21 protein-coding genes are annotated in these 19,946 nt (G+C 54.2%); 16 read left to right on the forward strand and 5 right to left on the reverse strand.

Annotated features, from left to right (window positions below; translation table 11 throughout):
- Positions 1-93: 93 nt before the first annotated feature.
- Positions 94-1,035, forward strand: coding sequence for a pyrimidine-specific ribonucleoside hydrolase RihA (rihA, locus tag ACMWL8_RS14560; protein ID WP_045261010.1), 942 nt, complete (start codon positions 94-96; stop codon positions 1,033-1,035).
- Between the two features lie 54 nt (positions 1,036-1,089).
- On the opposite strand, the gene ACMWL8_RS14565 is transcribed toward rihA, so the two are convergent.
- A complete protein-coding gene (locus ACMWL8_RS14565) occupies positions 1,090-1,572 on the reverse strand; it encodes a zinc ribbon-containing protein (protein WP_028012343.1) in 483 nt (160 codons plus the stop codon).
- A 216-nt stretch (positions 1,573-1,788) separates the two neighbouring features.
- On the opposite strand from ACMWL8_RS14565, the gene leuS reads away from it, so the two are divergent.
- The 14 genes from leuS to lipA all read left to right on the forward strand — a co-directional run bounded on the left by leuS (position 1,789) and on the right by lipA (position 16,746).
- Positions 1,789-4,371, forward strand: a complete 2,583-nt coding sequence (gene leuS, locus ACMWL8_RS14570; protein WP_052683005.1) for a leucine--tRNA ligase — start codon at positions 1,789-1,791, stop codon at positions 4,369-4,371.
- A gap of 14 nt (positions 4,372-4,385) precedes the next feature.
- The gene (lptE, locus tag ACMWL8_RS14575; RefSeq protein ID WP_045261012.1) at positions 4,386-4,955 is read left to right on the forward strand and encodes an LPS assembly lipoprotein LptE; all 570 of its coding nucleotides are present in this window, start codon (positions 4,386-4,388) and stop codon (positions 4,953-4,955) included.
- The gene (gene holA, locus ACMWL8_RS14580; RefSeq protein WP_028012340.1) at positions 4,955-5,986 is read left to right on the forward strand and encodes a DNA polymerase III subunit delta; all 1,032 of its coding nucleotides are present in this window, start codon (positions 4,955-4,957) and stop codon (positions 5,984-5,986) included. Before lptE ends, holA begins: the two co-directional genes overlap by 1 nt.
- On the forward strand, positions 5,979-6,644 hold the full coding sequence (nadD, locus tag ACMWL8_RS14585; RefSeq protein ID WP_045261013.1) for a nicotinate-nucleotide adenylyltransferase: 666 nt from the start codon (positions 5,979-5,981) through the stop codon (positions 6,642-6,644). The genes holA and nadD overlap by 8 nt, the downstream gene beginning before the upstream one ends.
- A gap of 268 nt (positions 6,645-6,912) precedes the next feature.
- Positions 6,913-7,230 (forward strand): ribosome silencing factor, encoded by a 318-nt coding sequence (gene rsfS, locus ACMWL8_RS14590; RefSeq protein ID WP_003858696.1) that lies wholly within the window; start codon positions 6,913-6,915, stop codon positions 7,228-7,230.
- A 3-nt stretch (positions 7,231-7,233) separates the two neighbouring features.
- The gene (gene rlmH / locus ACMWL8_RS14595) at positions 7,234-7,701 is read left to right on the forward strand and encodes a 23S rRNA (pseudouridine(1915)-N(3))-methyltransferase RlmH (protein WP_003858701.1); all 468 of its coding nucleotides are present in this window, start codon (positions 7,234-7,236) and stop codon (positions 7,699-7,701) included.
- A gap of 28 nt (positions 7,702-7,729) precedes the next feature.
- On the forward strand, positions 7,730-9,631 hold the full coding sequence (gene mrdA / locus ACMWL8_RS14600; RefSeq protein WP_028012338.1) for a peptidoglycan DD-transpeptidase MrdA: 1,902 nt from the start codon (positions 7,730-7,732) through the stop codon (positions 9,629-9,631).
- A gap of 2 nt (positions 9,632-9,633) precedes the next feature.
- On the forward strand, positions 9,634-10,746 hold the full coding sequence (mrdB, locus tag ACMWL8_RS14605) for a peptidoglycan glycosyltransferase MrdB (protein ID WP_013097590.1): 1,113 nt from the start codon (positions 9,634-9,636) through the stop codon (positions 10,744-10,746).
- Positions 10,747-10,762: 16 nt separating this feature from the next.
- The gene (rlpA, locus tag ACMWL8_RS14610; RefSeq protein ID WP_028012337.1) at positions 10,763-11,872 is read left to right on the forward strand and encodes an endolytic peptidoglycan transglycosylase RlpA; all 1,110 of its coding nucleotides are present in this window, start codon (positions 10,763-10,765) and stop codon (positions 11,870-11,872) included.
- Between the two features lie 139 nt (positions 11,873-12,011).
- Positions 12,012-13,223 (forward strand): D-alanyl-D-alanine carboxypeptidase DacA, encoded by a 1,212-nt coding sequence (dacA, locus tag ACMWL8_RS14615; protein WP_045261014.1) that lies wholly within the window; start codon positions 12,012-12,014, stop codon positions 13,221-13,223.
- A 105-nt stretch (positions 13,224-13,328) separates the two neighbouring features.
- Positions 13,329-13,592 (forward strand): DUF493 family protein YbeD, encoded by a 264-nt coding sequence (ybeD, locus tag ACMWL8_RS14620; RefSeq protein WP_003858718.1) that lies wholly within the window; start codon positions 13,329-13,331, stop codon positions 13,590-13,592.
- Positions 13,593-13,686: 94 nt separating this feature from the next.
- On the forward strand, positions 13,687-14,328 hold the full coding sequence (gene lipB / locus ACMWL8_RS14625) for a lipoyl(octanoyl) transferase LipB (protein WP_045261015.1): 642 nt from the start codon (positions 13,687-13,689) through the stop codon (positions 14,326-14,328).
- A 291-nt stretch (positions 14,329-14,619) separates the two neighbouring features.
- Positions 14,620-15,573, forward strand: a complete 954-nt coding sequence (locus ACMWL8_RS14630; RefSeq protein ID WP_045261016.1) for a YbeF family transcriptional regulator — start codon at positions 14,620-14,622, stop codon at positions 15,571-15,573.
- 207 nt (positions 15,574-15,780) lie between these two features.
- A complete protein-coding gene (gene lipA / locus ACMWL8_RS14635) occupies positions 15,781-16,746 on the forward strand; it encodes a lipoyl synthase (RefSeq protein WP_028012333.1) in 966 nt (321 codons plus the stop codon).
- Between the two features lie 80 nt (positions 16,747-16,826).
- Here lipA and tatE read toward each other — a convergent pair whose 3' ends face one another.
- Both tatE and ACMWL8_RS14645 read right to left on the reverse strand, forming a co-directional pair.
- On the reverse strand, positions 16,827-17,027 hold the full coding sequence (tatE, locus tag ACMWL8_RS14640) for a twin-arginine translocase subunit TatE (RefSeq protein ID WP_028012332.1): 201 nt from the start codon (positions 17,025-17,027) through the stop codon (positions 16,827-16,829).
- 125 nt (positions 17,028-17,152) lie between these two features.
- Entirely contained in the window at positions 17,153-17,941 is a 789-nt protein-coding gene (locus tag ACMWL8_RS14645; protein WP_045261017.1) for a deaminated glutathione amidase, read from the reverse strand.
- Positions 17,942-18,008: 67 nt separating this feature from the next.
- On the opposite strand from ACMWL8_RS14645, the gene crcB reads away from it, so the two are divergent.
- Positions 18,009-18,392, forward strand: a complete 384-nt coding sequence (crcB, locus tag ACMWL8_RS14650; RefSeq protein ID WP_041910922.1) for a fluoride efflux transporter CrcB — start codon at positions 18,009-18,011, stop codon at positions 18,390-18,392.
- 218 nt (positions 18,393-18,610) lie between these two features.
- Here crcB and cspE read toward each other — a convergent pair whose 3' ends face one another.
- The gene (gene cspE / locus ACMWL8_RS14655) at positions 18,611-18,820 is read right to left on the reverse strand and encodes a transcription antiterminator/RNA stability regulator CspE (protein WP_002439184.1); all 210 of its coding nucleotides are present in this window, start codon (positions 18,818-18,820) and stop codon (positions 18,611-18,613) included.
- Positions 18,821-19,010: 190 nt separating this feature from the next.
- Positions 19,011-19,628 carry a lipid IV(A) palmitoyltransferase PagP gene (gene pagP / locus ACMWL8_RS14660; protein ID WP_080339189.1) on the reverse strand — a complete coding sequence of 206 codons (618 nt, stop codon included), beginning with the start codon at positions 19,626-19,628 and terminating at the stop codon, positions 19,011-19,013.
- Between the last annotated feature and the right edge of the window lie 318 nt (positions 19,629-19,946).

Genomic DNA, 19,946 nt, shown 5'->3' on the forward strand with positions numbered 1-19,946 from the left:
CGCACTGCTTCACGCTTTAGATCTCTTTTTCTATTCGGCGTCACATCGCAGCGTTAACCTTGTCACAAAATAATGCTAAGAATGGAGAACGCTATGGCACACCCTATAATTCTCGACTGCGATCCGGGTCATGATGACGCGATCGCGCTCGTCCTCGCGCTTGCCTCCCCTGAACTGGACGTGAAAGCGGTCACCTCGTCCGCCGGAAATCAGACGCCGGACAAAACCCTGCGCAACGTTTTACGAATGCTGACGCTGCTGAAACGCACCGATATTCCTGTCGCAGGCGGCGCCGTTAAGCCGCTGATGCGCGAGCTGATCATTGCCGACAACGTTCACGGTGAAAGCGGGCTGGATGGCCCGGCGCTGCCGGAGCCGGGCTTTGCACCGCAAAACTGCACCGCCGTGGAGCTGATGGCGAAGGTGCTGCGTGAAAGTGCAGAACCCGTCACCCTGGTGGCGACCGGCCCCCAGACCAACGTTGCGCTCCTGCTGAACAGCCATCCTGAACTGCACAGTAACATCGCCCGTATCGTCATCATGGGCGGATCAATGGGGCTGGGGAACTGGACGCCTGCGGCCGAATTCAACATCTTTGTTGATCCGGAAGCGGCGGAGATCGTCTTCCAGTCGGGCCTGCCGATTGTGATGGCGGGGCTGGACGTGACGCATCGGGCACAGATTATGGCAGACGATATTGAGCGCTTCCGCGCCGTGGGCAACCCGGTTGCGACAACCGTAGCCGAGCTGCTCGACTTCTTTATGGAGTACCACAAAGCCGAGAAATGGGGCTTTCACGGCGCGCCGCTGCATGACCCGTGCACCATCGCCTGGCTGCTGAAGCCTGAAATGTTTACCACGGTGGACAGATGGGTTGGCGTGGAGACGCAGGGGAAATATACCCAGGGGATGACGGTGGTGGATTACTATTCGCTGACGGGGAATAAACCGAATACGACGCTGATGGTGGATATCGACCGGGAGGCGTTTGTGGATTTGCTGGCGGAAAGACTTGCTTACTATTGTGCGGCCTGACGCCCTCACCCTGGCCCTCTCCCACGGGGAGAGGGAACTAAACTGCGCTTTTACTTATGGCTCAAACGGGCGACGCTGGAACTGATCGTGCCCGCACTTCGGGCACAGCGGCAACACATCCGGCGTATATACCGCAATATGGTGATGGCACTTCTCGCACACCAGATTCCCCAGCCCCACCACTTCACCGCTCTGGTACACGCCGTGATGATTTAAATCCTGGAACACCTCGCGCCACTCCAGCTGGGTTTTATCGGTAATATCCGCCAGCTCCTGCCACAGGCTCTCTTTGATCACCCGCATAAAGACGCTGTCGGCGATCTCATCCTGGCTCTCTTCGTAGCTGCGCGCGAACTCTTCCAGATCGCGGCGTACGGCGCGCGTCACCTCTTCCACTTCGGTTCGCGTTAACTCACCCGTTTGCGTCACCCGTTCACGCGCCTGTTCGACCAGCGCGTCAATATCGCGCTCGCCGTTACGCAGCCGTTCCGTCAGTGTCGCCACCAGTTCGCGGTAAAATTGAGCAACCTTGTTCATCATTTTGCCTCCCGGGTAAGTAACTATTTCTAATAATAGACCTTATTTCGCCGCCGCTTTGTCAGGTGAAGCACAGACCCGGTAAATTCCTGCAAAGTGCAATTGCGCGAAAGGCTGTTTTGACGCGGGCGTTTGGGCTATGCTATGCGGATCTGAATTACCACATCCATTGGCTACATTTTTGTAGCTGTATTGAACACAGGACCACTGGCTGCCATGCAAGAGCAATACCGCCCGGAAGAGATAGAATCAAAAGTCCAGCAACACTGGGACGAGAAGCGCACCTTTGAAGTAACCGAAGACGAGAGCAAAGAGAAGTATTACTGCCTGTCGATGCTTCCCTATCCTTCTGGTCGACTACACATGGGCCACGTGCGTAACTACACCATCGGTGATGTGATCGCCCGTTACCAGCGCATGCTCGGCAAAAACGTTCTGCAGCCAATCGGCTGGGATGCGTTCGGCCTGCCTGCAGAAGGCGCAGCGGTAAAAAACAATACCGCTCCGGCACCGTGGACGTACGACAACATCGCGTACATGAAAAACCAGCTCAAAATGCTGGGCTTCGGCTATGACTGGAGCCGCGAGCTGGCGACCTGTACCCCAGAATACTACCGCTGGGAGCAGAAGTTCTTCACCGAGCTGTACAAAAAAGGCCTGGTGTACAAGAAGACCTCTGCCGTTAACTGGTGCCCGAATGACCAGACCGTTCTGGCGAACGAGCAGGTTATCGACGGCTGCTGCTGGCGCTGCGACACCAAAGTAGAGCGTAAAGAGATCCCACAGTGGTTTATTAAAATCACCGCTTACGCTGACGAACTGCTGAACGATCTGGATACGCTGGATCACTGGCCTGACACCGTTAAGACCATGCAGCGCAACTGGATCGGCCGTTCTGAAGGCGTGGAAATTACCTTCAACGTTGAGAACTACGACCAGACCCTGACCGTCTACACCACCCGTCCGGACACCTTCATGGGTGCGACCTATCTGGCCGTGGCCGCAGGTCACCCGCTGGCGCAGAAAGCGGCAGAGAACAACCCGGAACTGGCGACCTTCATCGACGAATGCCGCAACACGAAAGTGGCCGAAGCCGACATGGCGACGATGGAGAAAAAAGGCGTTTCGACGGGCTTCTATGCTAAGCACCCGCTGACGGGCGAAGCGATCCCGGTCTGGGCTGCAAACTTCGTTCTGATGGAGTACGGTACTGGTGCAGTCATGGCCGTTCCGGGTCACGATCAGCGCGACTACGAGTTTGCCACCAAATACAACCTGCCGATTAAAGCCGTTATTCTGGCCGCCGATGGTTCTGAACCTGACCTGTCCGAGCAGGCGTTGACCGAAAAAGGCACCCTGTTCAACTCCGGTGAGTTCAGCGGCCTCAGCTTCGAAGAGGGCTTCAACGCCATCGCCGATAAGCTGGCCTCACTGGGCGTGGGCGAGCGTAAAGTGAACTTCCGTCTGCGCGACTGGGGCGTGTCCCGTCAGCGTTACTGGGGTGCGCCAATTCCAATGGTGACCCTGGAAGACGGCACCGTCATGCCAACGCCTGAAGATCAGCTGCCCGTGATCCTGCCGGAAGACGTGGTTATGGACGGCATCACCAGCCCGATCAAAGCCGATCCTGAGTGGGCCAAAACCACCGTTAACGGCCAGCCTGCGCTGCGTGAAACCGACACCTTCGATACCTTTATGGAGTCCTCCTGGTACTACGCGCGCTACACCTGCCCGCAGTACAAAGAAGGCATGCTGGATTCTGACGCCGCCAACTACTGGCTGCCGGTAGATATCTATATTGGTGGTATCGAACACGCCATCATGCATCTGCTCTACTTCCGCTTTTTCCATAAGCTGATGCGCGATGCCGGCATGGTGAACTCTGACGAGCCTGCTAAACAGCTGCTGTGCCAGGGTATGGTGCTGGCAGACGCCTTCTACTACGTTGGCGCGAACGGAGAGCGTAACTGGGTTTCTCCGGTTGATGCGATCGTTGAGCGCGACGAGAAAGGCCGTATCGTGAAGGCGACAGACGCTGAAGGCCATGAACTGGTTTATACCGGCATGAGCAAGATGTCCAAGTCTAAAAACAACGGTATCGACCCGCAGGTGATGGTTGAGCGTTACGGCGCGGACACCGTACGTCTGTTCATGATGTTTGCTTCTCCGGCTGATATGACCCTTGAGTGGCAGGAATCCGGCGTAGAAGGCGCGAACCGCTTCCTGAAACGCGTCTGGAAGCTGGTGTACGAACATACCGCACAGGGTGATGCTCCGGCACTGAACGCCGCTGCGCTGAGCGAAGATCAGCAGGCGCTGCGTCGTGATGTTCATAAAACGATCGCGAAAGTGACCGATGATATTGGTCGTCGTCAGACCTTCAATACCGCAATTGCGGCTATTATGGAACTGATGAACAAGCTGGCGAAAGCCCCGCAGGACGGCGAGCAGGATCGTGCCATCATGCGTGAAGCGCTGCTAGCCGTGGTTCGCATGCTTAACCCGTTCACGCCACACGTCAGCTTCACCCTGTGGCAGGAGCTGAAAGGCGAAGGCGATATCGACAACGCGCCGTGGCCGGTAGCTGACGAAGCAGCGATGGTGGAAAACACCACGCTGGTGGTGGTCCAGGTCAACGGTAAAGTCCGTGGTAAAATTACCGTGGCGGTCGATGCAACTGAAGATCAGGTTCGCGAGCGCGCGGGCCAGGAACCTCTGGTTGCGAAATATCTTGAGGGCGTTACCTTACGTAAAGCGATCTACGTACCGGGTAAACTGCTCAATCTGGTCGTTGGCTAAGCGCGGGAGGAAACGTGCGACAACTGGCAACAATACTCTTATCTCTGGCGGTGCTTGTCACCGCTGGCTGTGGCTGGCACCTGCGCAATACCACGGCGGTGCCTGCTGAGATGAAAACAATGATCTTTGATTCCGGGGATCCAAACGGACCGCTCAGCCGGGCCATTCGTAATCAGCTGCGCCTGAACGGCGTTGAGCTTATTGAGAAAGGTACGCTGCGCCAGGACGTACCGTCTCTGCGCGTACTGGGAATGACGCTGAGCCAGGATACAGCGTCCATCTTCCAGGACGGCCGCACGGCTGAATATCAGATGGTGCTGTCGGTCAACGCGGCTGTGCTGATCCCGGGTAAAGACATCTATCCGATCAGCGCAAAAGTGTATCGTTCGTTCTTTGATAACCCGCAAACCGCGCTGGCAAAAGATGCCGAACAGCAGATTATCATCAACGAAATGTACGACAAGGCGGCGGAACAGCTGATCCGCAAACTGCCGGGTATTGCAGCGTCTAACCGAGAAGGCTCTGATATTATTGAAAAACCGGATGCCAGTACGCCTCCTGTTTCTACCTCTCTGGGTAAATGATGATCAGGCTGTATCCTGAACAACTCCGCGCGCAGCTCAATGAAGGGCTGCGCGCGGCGTATCTGCTGCTCGGAAACGACCCGTTACTACTTCAGGAAAGCCTGGATGCCGTGCGGCATGCGGCCGCGGCTCAGGGCTTTGATGAACACCATACCGTTCAGGTGGATAACGCCACCGACTGGAACGCCCTCTTCTCACTCTGTCAGGCGATGAGCCTTTTTGCCTCGCGCCAGACAATCCAGATCCTGCTGCCGGAGAACGGCCCTAACGCGGCCATCAATGAGCAACTCGCCACGCTGGTCAGCCTGTTACATAGCGATCTGCTGTTAATTGTGCGCGGAAGCAAGCTCACCAAAGCGCAGGAAAACGCGGCATGGTTCACCCAGCTCGCGACCCACGCGGTGCTGGTCACCTGCCAGACGCCTGAGCAGGCGCACCTGCCTAAATGGGTCGCCGCGAGAGCGAAGCAGCACAACCTTCAACTGGACGATGCGGCGAACCAACTGCTCTGCTACTGCTATGAAGGCAACCTGCTGGCCCTGGCACAGGCGCTGGACAGGCTCTCCCTGCTCTGGCCGGACGGCAAGCTGACCTTACCGCGCGTTGAGCAGGCCGTTAACGATGCCGCACACTTCACGCCGTTCCACTGGGTGGATGCTCTGTTGTCGGCGAAAAGCAAACGCGCCCTGCATATTCTCCAGCAGCTGCGCCTGGAGGGCAGTGAACCCGTCATCCTGCTGCGCACGCTGCAGCGCGAACTGTTGCTGCTGATAACGCTCAAGCGCCAGTCGGCCCATACGCCGTTACGCTCCCTGTTTGATAAACACCGGGTGTGGCAAAACCGGCGGGCAATGACCACCGAGGCCATCAACCGCCTGAGCCATGAACAGCTGCGCCAGGCTGTGCAGCTTCTGATGCGCGCCGAGCTTACCCTAAAACAAGATTACGGCCAGTCGGTGTGGGCGGAGCTGGAAAGCCTTTCCCTGCTGCTCTGCCACAAGGCACTGGCTGACGTATTTATTGATGGATAGTATGCACTCTTTACAGGCCCTGTATGGCGGCACCTTTGACCCGGTACACTACGGGCATCTAAAGCCGGTAGAAAGTCTGGCAAATCTGATCGGCCTGCAGCGCGTTACCATCATGCCCAATAATGTTCCGCCGCACCGCCCCCAGCCTGAAGCAACCAGCGAGCAGCGCAAAGAGATGCTCGCTCTGGCTATCGCGGATAAGCCGCTCTTCAGGCTGGATGAACGGGAATTGCGTCGCGACACCCCCTCGTGGACGTCGCAAACGCTGCAGGAGTGGCGGGCCGAGCAAGGGCCTGACCAGCCGCTCGCCTTTATCATCGGTCAGGACTCCCTGCTCAATTTCCCCACGTGGCACAAGTATGAAACCATTCTGGGGAATAGCCACCTGCTCGTCTGCCGCCGTCCGGGCTACCCGCTGACCATGCGCGAAGCGCAATATCAGCAGTGGCTTGAAGACCATCTCACCGATAACGTTGAAGATCTTCACAACCAGCCCGCCGGGAAGATTTATCTGGCGGAGACGCCGTGGTTCGACATCTCTGCGACCGTTATTCGCGAACGTTTACAGCAGGGTTTAGCCTGTGACGATCTGCTGCCTGCCCCGGTGCTGGCGTATATTCATACGCACGGGTTGTATCAGAAAACCGCAGATAAATAGCCGGAGGGCATAAAAAGCAGCATATTGATTATCCTGCCTTGACAGGTTAAGCCATACTGTTATCCTCCGCTGCCAGACTTTCCCGCCGATCGTTGCTTTACAGAAATTGTTTTACAAAAATGGCGATGCAATCTCAGGCGGAGGGTGGGATGATACCCGCCTTCAAAAGCCCGGACGGTGACATTTGTCCCGACAGGGGCGTCAGTTCAGGTATACTGTCTGGCCACGAATTCATAGTTGTACAATCTCATTCACCCAGGGGGAAAACTTGCAGGGTAAAGCACTCCAGGATTTTGTTATCGACAAAATTGATGACCTGAAAGGTCAGGACATCATCGCTATCGACGTTAAGGGTAAATCCAGTATTACCGACTGCATGATTATCTGCACCGGTACCTCTACGCGTCATGTTGTTTCGATTGCCGACCATGTGGTTCAGGAATCGCGCGCAGCAGGACTCTTACCGCTTGGCGTTGAAGGTGAAGCGACCGCTGACTGGGTGGTTGTGGATCTCGGCGATGTGATTGTCCACGTCATGCAGGAAGAGAGCCGTCGCCTGTATGAGCTGGAAAAACTCTGGGGTTAATGCGTGAAGTTGCAGCTGGTCGCCGTCGGCACCAAAATGCCGGACTGGGTACAAACCGGTTTTACTGAATATCTGCGTCGTTTTCCCAAAGATATGCCGTTCGAACTGGTGGAGATCCCCGCCGGGAAGCGCGGTAAGAACGCGGATATCAAACGTATTCTCGACAAAGAGGGTGAACTGATGCTTGCTGCCGCAGGCAAGAACCGCATCGTCACCCTTGATATTCCAGGTAAACCCTGGGATACGCCGCAGCTGGCGCATGAACTGGAGCGCTGGAAGCAGGATGGCCGCGACGTCAGTCTGTTGATTGGCGGACCTGAAGGGTTATCCCCCGCCTGCAAAGCTGCAGCAGAACAAAGTTGGTCTCTCTCTGCGCTGACGCTGCCCCACCCGCTCGTGCGGGTCCTGGTGGCGGAAAGCTTGTATCGCGCGTGGAGCATTACTACCAACCACCCCTATCACCGCGAGTAATGACTGACCAGGGTAGATTAAGCAGCGGATGAAACTACAGAATTCTTTTCGCGACTATACGGCTGAGTCCGCGCTGTTTGTGCGCCGGGCGCTGGTCGCCTTTACGGGGATTTTGCTGCTTACCGGCGTGCTGATCGCCAACCTTTATAATCTGCAAATTGTCCGCTTTACCGATTACCAGACGCGTTCTAACGAAAACCGCATTAAGCTGGTGCCTATCGCACCCAGCCGCGGCATTATCTACGACCGTAACGGCACCCCTCTGGCGTTAAACCGCACCATCTATCAAGTCGAGATGATGCCGGAGAAGGTCGATAACGTGCAGAATACGCTGGAAGCGCTAAGGAGCGTTGTCGATCTTAACGATGATGATATCGCGGCCTTCAAAAAAGAGCGCGCCCGCTCTCACCGTTTCACCTCCATTCCGGTTAAAACCAATCTGACGGAAGTCCAGGTCGCCCGTTTTGCGGTGAACCAGTACCGCTTCCCCGGTGTGGAAGTGAAGGGTTACAAGCGTCGCTACTATCCTTACGGATCCGCGCTGACGCATGTGATTGGCTACGTTTCCAAGATTAACGATAAAGACGTCGAGCGCCTCGATAAAGACGGCAAGCTGGCAAACTACGCCGCGACGCATGATATCGGCAAGCTGGGGATCGAGCGCTACTACGAAGATGTCCTGCACGGGCAGACCGGCTATGAAGAAGTTGAGGTTAACAACCGTGGCCGCGTCATCCGCCAGCTTAAAGAAGTGCCGCCTCAGGCGGGGCACGACGTCTATCTGACGCTCGATCTCAAACTGCAGCAGTATATTGAAACCCTGCTGGCGGGCAGCCGCGCCGCCGTGGTAGTCACCGACCCGCGCACCGGCGGCATTCTGGCGATGGTTTCCATGCCAAGCTATGACCCGAACCTCTTTGTTGACGGCATCTCCAGCAAAGACTACTCCGGCCTGCTGAATGACCCTAACACCCCGCTGGTGAACCGCGCCACGCAAGGCGTTTACCCACCGGCATCAACGGTTAAACCGTACGTGGCGGTCTCAGCGCTGAGCGCGGGCGTCATCAACCGTAATACCAGCCTGTTTGACCCGGGCTGGTGGCAGCTACCGGGCTCTGAAAAACGCTATCGCGACTGGAAGAAATGGGGCCACGGCCATCTGAACGTTACGAAATCTCTGGAAGAATCTGCGGATACCTTCTTCTATCAGGTGGCGTATGACATGGGCATTGACCGCCTGTCAGAGTGGATGAGCAAATTCGGCTACGGGCACTACACCGGCGTGGATCTGGCTGAAGAGCGCTCCGGCAACATGCCAACCCGTGAGTGGAAGCTGAAGCGCTTTAAGAAGCCGTGGTATCAGGGTGATACCATACCGGTGGGTATCGGCCAGGGTTACTGGACGGCCACCCCGCTTCAGATGAACAAAGCGATGATGATCCTCATTAACGACGGCGTGGTGAAAGTTCCGCATCTGCTGCAAAGCACCGTTGAAGATGGCAAAAAAGTGCCGTGGGTGCAGCCCCATGAAGCGCCGGTAGGCGACATCCATTCCGGCTTCTGGGAAATAGCGAAAGACGGTATGTACGGTGTGGCAAACCGTCCTAACGGAACCGCGCACAAGTATTTCGCCGGTACGCCATATAAAGTGGCCGCGAAATCCGGTACGGCGCAGGTCTTTGGCCTGAAAGCCAATGAAACCTATAACGCACACCGCATTGCCGAACGTCTGCGTGACCATAAGCTGATGACGGCGTTTGCCCCTTATGATAACCCGCAGGTGGCGGTGGCAATGATTCTGGAGAACGGCGGCGCTGGACCGGCGGTAGGGACCATCATGCGCCAGATCCTGGACCACATTATGCTGGGTGATAACAACACCGAACTGCCGGCTGAAAATCCGGCCGCCGCTGCGGCGGAGGACCAATAATCATGACGGATAATCCAAATAAAAAATCGCTGTGGGATAAAATTCACATCGACCCAGCCATGCTGCTGATCCTGCTGGCCCTGCTGGTTTACAGCGCCCTGGTTATCTGGAGCGCCAGCGGCCAGGACATCGGCATGATGGAACGCAAGATCGGCCAGATCGCGATGGGTCTGGTCATTATGGTGGTAATGGCGCAGATCCCGCCGCGCGTCTATGAAGGCTGGGCGCCCTATCTCTACATCTTCTGTATTATTTTGCTGGTGGCGGTAGATGCGTTCGGTGCCATCTCAAAAGGGGCACAGCGCTGGCTGGATCTGGGCGTAGTCCGTTTCCAGCCCTCGGAGATTGCCAAAATCGCAGTCCCGCTGATGGTGGCGCGCTTTATCAACCGCGACGTCTGTCCGCCGTCGCTGAAAAATACCGCTATCGCCCTGGTGCTGATATTCCTGCCGACACTGCTGGTTGCGGCGCAGCCTGACCTCGGCACCTCGATCCTTATCGCCCTCTCCGGCCTGTTTGTCCTGTTCCTGTCGGGCTTAAGCTGGCGTCTGATTGGTATCGCGGTGGTGCTGGTTGCAGCGTTTATCCCTATCCTGTGGTTCTTCCTGATGCATGACTACCAGCGCCAGCGCGTCATGATGCTTCTGGATCCGGAAACCGATCCGCTCGGTGCGGGCTATCATATTATTCAGTCCAAGATTGCGATTGGCTCCGGCGGCCTGCGCGGTAAAGGCTGGCTGCACGGTACCCAGTCGCAGCTGGAGTTTTTACCGGAGCGCCACACCGACTTTATCTTTGCGGTACTGGCGGAAGAGCTGGGACTGGTTGGCATCCTGATCCTGCTGGCGCTCTACGTGCTGCTCATCATGCGAGGTTTGTGGATTGCGGCCCGCGCGCAGACCACCTTCGGCCGCGTCATGGCAGGCGGACTGATGTTGATTTTATTCGTTTATGTCTTCGTAAATATTGGTATGGTGAGTGGTATTCTGCCGGTGGTAGGCGTACCGCTGCCGCTGGTGAGTTACGGAGGCTCGGCACTGATCGTGTTGATGGCCGGGTTTGGTATCGTGATGTCGATCCACACCCACAGAAAAATGTTGTCAAAAAGCGTATAAAAATAAGGGGATCGGAATGCGTAAGCAGTGGCTGGGTATCTGCATTGCGGCAAGTTTACTTGCGGCCTGTACAAGTGATGATGGTCAGCAACAGGCAACCGTCGCGCCGCCGCAGCCTGCGGTGTGTAATGGCCCAATCGTTGAAATTAGCGGTGCCGATCCCGTTTATGAACCGCTGAATGCCAGCGCGAATCAGGATTACGAGCGCGACGGCAAAAGCTACAAAATTGTGCAGGATCCGTCCCGCTTTAGCCAGGCTGGCTTTGCCGCCATTTATGATGCTGAGCCGGGCAGTAACCTGACGGCATCGGGTGAAACATTTGACCCAATGCAGTTGACTGCAGCGCACCCGACGCTACCTATCCCTAGCTACGCCCGTATCACCAACCTGGCGAACGGCCGTATGATCGTCGTGCGTATTAACGACCGCGGCCCGTACGGTAATGACCGGGTGATTTCCCTGTCCCGCGCGTCTGCCGATCGCCTGAATACCTCGAACAACACCAAAGTTCGCATTGACCCAATTATCGTGGCGCAGGATGGTTCGCTCTCCGGGCCGGGAACCGCGTGTACCACGGTGGCGAAACAGACCTATGCCCTCCCCGACCGCCCAAATCTGGACGGCGGCATGGGAAGCGTCTCCTCGCCGGCAGAGCCTTCTCAGCCGGCGGGAGAAATACGCCCAATCAGCAATGACACCCTGCAAAGCGATGATGCCACTGGCGCACCGGTAAAAAGCAGCGGCTTCCTTGGCGCACCAACGAACTTAGCCTCGGGCGTGCTGGAGAGCAGTGAGCCGACGCCAGCCCCTGTTGCCGCCCCCGTCGTGCAGCAGCCTGCCCCGGTAACGGCTCCGGTCACGACCCAGAGCGCAGCCGTTGCCGCTCCCGCAGCAGCCAGCGGCGGCTTTGTCGTCCAGGTGGGCGCAGTGAGCGATCGGGCCCGTGCCCAGCAGTATCAGCAGCGTCTAAGCCAGCAGTTTGGCGTGCCAGGACGCGTTGAGCAAAACGGCGCGGTCTGGCGTATTCAGATGGGGCCGTTTGCCAGCAAGTCGCAGGCGGCATCCCTGCAGCAGCGTTTGCAGAGCGAGGCACAGCTGCAGTCCTTTATCGCTGTTACGAAGTAATTAATCGGCGGTATCCGAAATGTCAGTTTGTGTAAAACACATTCACAAACTCATGCTTAAAGTCGGATGCCTGCCTGAATAGCATTTGCTATAGTAAGGCACTTTTTTTAATTCCATCACGGATGTCGTAGTTCTGACCATGAAGACCACTTTTTCTGCTCGTTTTGTGCAGCGCATGGCGCTGACCACGGCCCTTTGCGCGGCTGCACTCTCTGCAGCTCATGCTGATGACCTGAATATCAAGACCATGATCCCTGGCGTTCCGCAAATCGACGCGGAATCCTACATCCTGATCGATTACAACTCTGGCAAAGTGCTGGCAGAACAGAATGCCGATGCCCGCCGTGACCCGGCCAGCCTGACCAAAATGATGACCAGCTACGTCATCGGCCAGGCAATGAAAGCCGGTAAGTTCAAAGAGACGGATCTGGTCACTATCGGCAACGATGCGTGGGCTACCGGGAACCCGGTTTTCAAAGGTTCCTCGCTGATGTTCCTGAAACCGGGAATGCAGGTTCCGGTTTCGCAGTTAATTCGTGGCATTAACCTGCAGTCCGGTAACGATGCCTGCGTAGCGATGGCCGATTTCGCCGCCGGTAGTCAGGATGCGTTCGTGGGCCTGATGAACAGCTACGTAAATGCCCTGGGTCTGAAGAACAGCCACTTCCAGACCGTACACGGTCTCGATGCAGACGGTCAGTACAGCTCCGCGCGTGATATGGCGCTGATTGGTCAGGCGCTGATCCGCGACGTACCTAACGAGTACTCTATCTACAAAGAGAAAGAGTTCACCTTCAACGGCATTCGTCAGACCAACCGTAACGGCCTGCTGTGGGATAACAGCCTGAACGTTGACGGCATCAAAACCGGCCACACCGACAAAGCCGGTTACAACCTGGTGGCCTCTGCCACTGAAGGCCAGATGCGCCTGATCTCTGCCGTGATGGGCGGTCGCACCTTTAAAGGTCGCGAAACCGAAAGTAAGAAGCTGCTGACCTGGGGCTTCCGTTTCTTCGAAACCGTGAACCCGCTGAAAGCAGGCAAAGAATTTGCTTCTGAACCCGTCTGGTTCGGCGATAACGATCGTGCTTCTCTGGGCGTGGATAAAGACCTCTATCTGACCATTCCACGCGGTCGTATGAAGGATCTGAAAGCAAGCTATGTGCTCAACACCACCGAACTGCATGCCCCGCTGCAGAAAAACCAGGTGGTGGGCACCATCAACTTCCAGCTGGACGGTAAAACGATCGACCAGCGTCCACTCGTGGTATTGGAAGAAATTCCTGAAGGCAATTTCTTCGGCAAAATCATTGATTACATTAAATTGATGTTCCATCACTGGTTTGGCTAAAAATCGAACACTTGAAAGTGTGATTTTGATCCCCATATACTAAGTATCCTGATAACTCCCACCTGACGTGGGAGTTATTCTTTTTGACGTTACGCCGGAGCTGACATGAAAACCAAACTTAACGAACTGCTTGAATTCCCTACCCCGTTTACCTACAAAGTAATGGGTCTGGCGAAACCTGAGCTGGTTGATCAGGTGGTTGAAGTGGTACAGCGCCATGCGCCGGGTGACTACTCTCCGTCAGTAAAACCAAGCAGCAAGGGCAACTACCACTCGGTTTCTATTACCATCACTGCCACACATATCGAGCAGGTTGAGACGCTGTACGAAGAGCTCGGCAATATCGAAATCGTTCGTATGGTGCTGTAGTCCCTTTGCGGTTACCCGGTTTACCGGGTAACCCCTCTTCCCCGCTGTGATATACTCCCCCTCATCTTTTGTTTCTCGTCTTCGGAGACGCGTTTTGTATCAGGATAAAATTCTGGTCCGTCATCTCGGGCTGCAACCTTATGAGCCTGTCTCTCAGGCTATGCACGAGTTCACCGATTCACGCGATGACACAACCCCTGATGAGATTTGGCTGGTCGAACATCTGCCGGTATTTACGCAGGGCCAGGCGGGAAAAGCGGAACACTTATTAATGACGGGCGATATCCCGGTGATCCAGAGCGATCGTGGCGGACAGGTGACTTACCACGGTCCGGGTCAGCAGGTCATGTACGTCCTGCTTAATCTGAAGCGCAGAAAGCTTGGCGTACGTGAGCTGGTGACGTTACTGGAACAGACCGTCGTCAACACGCTGGCGGAGTATGGGATTGACGCGCATCCGCGTGCCGATGCGCCGGGCGTCTACGTTGGCGAAATGAAGATCTGCTCTCTGGGGCTACGTATTCGTAAAGGATGTTCCTTCCACGGTCTGGCATTGAATATTAATATGGATCTTACGCCTTTCCAGCGCATAAACCCCTGCGGCTACGCCGGCATGGAAATGACGCAAATGCGCCAGTGGGTCGATACCGCTACGCCAGAAAATATACGTCCCGTGCTTCTGAAGAATATGTTAGCGCTACTTAACAATCCCCCGCACGAATATATCCCTGCTTAATATATCATCCAGAATGGCTCGATAATTTGACGGGCCACTGTTTATTTACCGCTTTTACGCTTTACAATAATCCGCAGATTCTATATTTTCGAAGCGCCCGAATATTGCCCTTACATATTATTTAGCCTCCGGACAGCACGGCATACACAGGCTAAGTAACTTGAGTGATAATCACACAACTGTTTGTTTTTGATAAACAAGTGGAACAAAAGCAACACTTTACGAATCTCTACAAGCATAATAAATAAATTGAACTATCATTCATGTTGTGAATGTATACGGAGTGAAAGCGTGGAGTATAATAATTTACCAGCCAAACGCCTGAATGACCCTGGTGGCGAAGATAAGCCGCAAATTTTTCGGACTTTACGTAATATTGATCTCAATTTACTGACTATTTTTGAGGCAGTATATGTCCATAAGGGTATCGTTAACGCTGCGAAAATTCTTAATCTCACGCCATCGGCAATAAGTCAGTCAATTCAAAAGCTACGGGCTATATTTCCCGACCCCTTATTTATCCGTAAGGGCCAGGGCGTCACGCCAACGGCCTATGCGACACATCTCCACGAATACATCAGCCAGGGGCTGGAGTCGATTCTGGGTGCGCTGGATTTAACCGGAAGCTATGACAAACAGAGAACCATCACCATCGGCTGCTCCCCTTCTGTCGGCGTACTGGTGATGCCCGCGATCTTCCAGGCCGTGAAAGAGCATGCACCTCAGCTTCTGCTTCGCAATGTGCCTCTTAACGAACCTGACGTTCAGCTTGCTCAATTCCAGACGGACCTGGTCATCGAAAGCGGCAGCTTTAGCGCCCGAGCGCTGGGGCAAAATGTGCTTTACGCGGATAACCTGGTGCTGGTTTGCCGCAAGCAGCACCCCGTCCTCAGCGAGCCGTTATCCATTGAAAACCTGCGCAACTACGACCACTCGTCTTTCATTACCGAAGGACAGTCTAACCACGCTCTGCGTCAGCGTATTGACGAAATTTTCCCGGAACGTCAGATCAGTTTCAGCAGTTACAATATGTTCACCACCGCATCCCTGATTGGCAGCAGCGATATGCTGTGCATCATGCCTTCACGCCTGTATAACCTGCTGCGGAAATGCTGGCCGCTGGAGAGTATTCCGCTTAGCCAGCTCAATGCAGAATCTATCGAGATTTCACTGCATTACAACAAGCTCAGCTTGCGCGATCCGGTACTGGAAAACGTCATCCGCATTATCCGTCAGGCCTTCTGACAGAGCGTACCCGTACACGTCCCTGCCGCTCGCAGGGCAAAAGGCACAAAACAACAACTATTTTACAAATTGGCGACCTGGCAGGCTGCTTTAACGCCCCTATAAATGATATACTGCCTGTCGTTCGTTCAAAAATAGTTGATAAATACAACATTCCCTTGAATTGAAACGCTTTCCTTCGATATTCGCAACTGGAACACGCACGCTATGAGTAAACCCATTGTGATGGAACGCGGTGTTAAATACCGCGATGCCGATAAAATGGCCCTTATCCCGGTTAAAAACGTGGCTACAGAGCGCGAGGCGCTGTTAAGAAAACCGGAATGGATGAAAATCAAACTTCCGGCAGACTCTTCGCGTATCCAGGGGATCAAAGCGGCGATGCGAAAGAATGGCCTTCACTCTGTTTGTGAAGAAGCCTCTTGCCCGAACCTTGCTGAATGTTTCAATCACGGCACCGCGACGTTTATGATTCTGGGTGCCATCTGTACCCGCCGCTGCCCATTCTGCGACGTGGCGCATGGCCGCCCGGTGGCCCCCGATGCCAACGAGCCGCAAAAACTGGCGCAAACCATCGCCGACATGGCGCTGCGTTATGTGGTTATCACCTCCGTTGACCGCGACGATCTGCGTGATGGCGGTGCTCAGCACTTCGCTGACTGCATTACTGCCATTCGCGAAAAAAGCCCGAACATCAAAATCGAGACGCTGGTTCCTGACTTCCGCGGCCGTATGGACCGCGCGCTGGATATCCTGACCGCGACGCCGCCAGATGTGTTTAACCACAACCTGGAGAACGTTCCGCGTCTTTACCGTCAGGTGCGTCCTGGAGCCGACTATAACTGGTCTCTGAAGCTGCTGGAGCGCTTTAAAGAAGCACATCCGCATATCCCGACCAAGTCAGGTCTGATGGTTGGTCTGGGTGAAACCAATGACGAAATCATCGACGTCATGCGCGATCTGCGCCGCCACGGTGTGACCATGTTGACGCTCGGCCAGTATCTGCAGCCAAGCCGTCACCACCTGCCGGTACAGCGCTACGTGAGCCCGGATGAATTTGACGAGATGAAAGCCGAAGCGCTGGCGATGGGCTTTACCCACGCGGCTTGTGGTCCGTTTGTTCGTTCTTCTTACCATGCGGATATGCAGGCGAAAGGCGAAGAAGTCAAATAACGCCGTAATATTCATTTACAGTAATGCAAAAAAACCGGCCTCATGAGCCGGTTTTTTTTGCAAGCCCTCAGGCATTGCCGTTACTCTTTGTGGGAAAGCTTCTCTGCCGGGATGTCGTCAGCGCTTTTCTTCGCGGCTGCGTCATCGTCGTTCATCGCTTTCTTGAAGCCTTTGATGGCAGCCCCCAGGTCACCACCCAGCGTGCGTAACTTCTTGGTACCAAACAGCAGGACGACCAGTGCGGCAACCACCAGCAGTTTGGTAATACTAATCTCACCCATAGATACCTTCTTTACTTAAAACAGGCTGCATTCAGCGCCAAAACCCGATCGTATTAACGGTCATTTGGCGCGTGCACACAATAGCAATCTGTAACAAGGTGAATCAAGCATTGTTGAAAAAAACATCACAATAATTGCGGTGGCGCAAAGCGACGGTTGCGAAGAACAGGTAATTGCTGACGCGCAAGCGCAACTCTTTCTAAAATTATCTCCGCCATCAGCATAACCGGCGCTTCCGCTGCGGCGGCAATCGTCACTCCCAGGGGATCAACCACCCTGCTCTGCCCGATGTTTTTATTGCCGCACTCCCCGGCGGCAACAACATAACAGGTCGTGTCCAGCGCGCGTGCCGCAAGCAGCGTAGCCCAGTGTTGCTCTTTTAGCGGCCCCTTAACCCATGCGGCAGGCAATACCAGCACCTCCGCCCCCTGCAGCGCCAGATGCACCGCCAGCTCAGGGAATCGCAGGTCATAGCAGGTCATCAACCCCACCTTAAACCCGTCGATATCAATGAGCGGTGGGACGACATCTCCCGGATCAACGCGTCGCGACTCCTGAATGCTGAACGCATCATAGAGATGAAGCTTGGCGTAGCGCGCAACAATGGCACCGTCACGGATAGCCACCAGCGTATTCACTGCGCGACCCGGCGTTGAGGGAACGTGCACGGTTAAGACGGTGGTCATCGTACTGCCTACGCTCTCGGCGAGCAGCTGTTGTAAAAATTCGCCGTCAAGGGCCTGTGCGGACTTCACGGACAAATCCGGGTCGTTATCATCCCTTGCCAGCAACGCCTCAGGAAGCACCAGCAGCGACGCGCCTTTCTGTCGGGCCTGTATCATCAGGTTAACGCACTGCACTGCGTTAAGCCGCCAGTCAGGCGTGACCGCAAACTGCCCTACCGCAACATACATATTTGTCCCCTCATTATAAACAGCGTTAAACTCGCTACTCTTACACATCAAATAGCAGGTATTTAGCGTGTTACAACTCCTTTTAGCTGTTTTTATTGGTGGAGGCACGGGGAGCGTTGCGAGGTGGTTACTGAGTATGCGGTTTAATCCCCTGCACCAGGCGATTCCATTAGGAACGCTGGCCGCCAACCTGATTGGTGCTTTTATTATTGGTATGGGGCTGGCCTGGTTTAACCGGATGACGCACATCGATCCCATGTGGAAAGTCTTGATTACCACCGGCTTCTGCGGCGGTTTGACGACCTTTTCAACCTTTTCCGCGGAAACAGTTTTTCTCTTTCAGGAAGGACGTATCGGCTGGGCGCTGGTGAATATCGCGATCAACATGATCGGATCTTTCGCGATGACGGGGATCGCATTTTGGCTTTTTTCCTCTGTAAGCACGCATTAACTGCCGGAGCGTTAATGTTGGCTTAATTTTTCTCTGTCACTCTGAAGGCAATACTGAACGAGGGTGACAAATGAAACAGAGTCTGATGAGCGCAGGCATGGTGTTGTTGAGTGTACTGATCGTGGCCAGCTTCCTGAAAATTTACCTGCTTGGCTGATTCATAACGAAAAAAACCCGCTCAATGAGCGGGTTTTGAAATTCTTGCTGACGCGTCTGAATTACAGAGCGATTACGTTAGCAGCAGAAGGGCCTTTGGCACCGTTAGTGATTTCGAACTCTACACGCTGACCTTCAGCCAGAGTTTTGAAACCATTAGACTGGATTGCAGAGAAGTGTACGAACACGTCTTTGCTGCCATCTTCAGGAGTAATGAAACCGAATCCTTTGGACTCATTAAACCACTTAACGTTACCTTTAATCTTAGACATCAAAATTACCTTTACATTAAAAAACGACACAAATGCTGTGTCGGTTACCAGTACATCAATTGTGGGACCTTTTGTCCAGCGGATCTTTGACAAAAAGTGACTAAAGTCGCGTTAATTTTCACTGACAGATTTTTATCGCTTACGAATCAACGGCTGCACGTTTTTTCACCACCAGGTAATGTTTTGTCAGTTAAAACTGAAAACGCATCCAGGCGAAGTAAACGTTACCGTTGTTATACGTTCCCGGAATGTAGGTCATCTGGAACGTTGCAGGGCCGTATCCAACAGAGGCCAGAGGCAGCAATACGGGGATCGGAATGTACTTCCAGTTGTCGCGCGCGGTCACCCCGGCGGTATAACCCAGACCAACGTGGAAGTTCTCATCCGCCAGCGGGCGCCAGGTTTTTTCCCAGCCGTAGCCGCCAATCGGTTCCCACTTGTTAAAGGAGTCTTTGAAGGCCATCAGATAGATGCCATGCCAGTTTCCTTTATCATCCCATCGCGACTGACCAAAACCCGCTCCCCAGGGACGCTCGTTGTATTTATCCGTTTTCTCTTTGTCGTAAGCAAAGCGCGCATGCCACGTTATTGCCGGGACATAGAGATCATAATGTTCAGGCGCTGACCAGGTCTGCGAAACATTATCCGTAAAAGTAGAGAACCAACCTTTGTCCGTCGCGTTGTTCTCTGCCTGTGCAACAGAAGAAAACGTTAACTGGCCAATAATAAACAATAAAATAGAGAAAAAAGTATTACGTACAATCACAATGCAATTACCATTCTTGATATTCGAGGCAAAGTTTAACATAGAATAATTGAACCAAGCCTTAATGGCATCACCCCTACTCTTAAATATCAGGACACTTTTCGGGAATATTCTTAAAGCGGCGTTCTGCTTATCCCGAATAAACCCTCATCATGTACGCCTAATGTCTGTTAACCGTCTCCAGTACTAACAGGCCAGACCACACAAAAGTTTAACATTTTGTTATCATTACATAGACATGTTACGCTGTCTTTGCCGGTCAAGATCCTTATGACATAAATGCCTTAGCCATGGCAAAAACGCTGTTATGCTGTTCGTTAGTCGTCTGTTTATTGATTTTAATCAGCAAGGGCGGGCCAT

The sequence above is a fragment of the Enterobacter sp. 04-C-12-SI-ECC genome (genome assembly GCF_047530715.1).
GTDB classification, from domain to species: Bacteria; Pseudomonadota; Gammaproteobacteria; order Enterobacterales; family Enterobacteriaceae; genus Enterobacter; species Enterobacter bugandensis.

Excerpts from the sequence above, each read along its gene's own strand:
- nadD (WP_045261013.1), top strand. The coding sequence starts at position 5,979 with ATGGATAGTATGCACTCTTTACAGGCCCTGTATGGCGGCACCTTTGAC.
- lipA (WP_028012333.1), top strand. The coding sequence starts at position 15,781 with ATGAGTAAACCCATTGTGATGGAACGCGGTGTTAAATACCGCGATGCC.
- rlpA (WP_028012337.1), top strand. The coding sequence starts at position 10,763 with ATGCGTAAGCAGTGGCTGGGTATCTGCATTGCGGCAAGTTTACTTGCG.
- rihA (WP_045261010.1), top strand. The coding sequence starts at position 94 with ATGGCACACCCTATAATTCTCGACTGCGATCCGGGTCATGATGACGCG.
- dacA (WP_045261014.1), top strand. The coding sequence starts at position 12,012 with ATGAAGACCACTTTTTCTGCTCGTTTTGTGCAGCGCATGGCGCTGACC.
- holA (WP_028012340.1), top strand. The coding sequence starts at position 4,955 with ATGATCAGGCTGTATCCTGAACAACTCCGCGCGCAGCTCAATGAAGGG.
- ACMWL8_RS14565 (WP_028012343.1), bottom strand. The coding sequence starts at position 1,572 with ATGAACAAGGTTGCTCAATTTTACCGCGAACTGGTGGCGACACTGACG.
- mrdB (WP_013097590.1), top strand. The coding sequence starts at position 9,634 with ATGACGGATAATCCAAATAAAAAATCGCTGTGGGATAAAATTCACATC.
- pagP (WP_080339189.1), bottom strand. The coding sequence starts at position 19,628 with ATGTTAAACTTTGCCTCGAATATCAAGAATGGTAATTGCATTGTGATT.
- tatE (WP_028012332.1), bottom strand. The coding sequence starts at position 17,027 with ATGGGTGAGATTAGTATTACCAAACTGCTGGTGGTTGCCGCACTGGTC.
- leuS (WP_052683005.1), top strand. The coding sequence starts at position 1,789 with ATGCAAGAGCAATACCGCCCGGAAGAGATAGAATCAAAAGTCCAGCAA.
- cspE (WP_002439184.1), bottom strand. The coding sequence starts at position 18,820 with ATGTCTAAGATTAAAGGTAACGTTAAGTGGTTTAATGAGTCCAAAGGA.
- ACMWL8_RS14645 (WP_045261017.1), bottom strand. The coding sequence starts at position 17,941 with ATGTATGTTGCGGTAGGGCAGTTTGCGGTCACGCCTGACTGGCGGCTT.
- ybeD (WP_003858718.1), top strand. The coding sequence starts at position 13,329 with ATGAAAACCAAACTTAACGAACTGCTTGAATTCCCTACCCCGTTTACC.
- mrdA (WP_028012338.1), top strand. The coding sequence starts at position 7,730 with ATGAAACTACAGAATTCTTTTCGCGACTATACGGCTGAGTCCGCGCTG.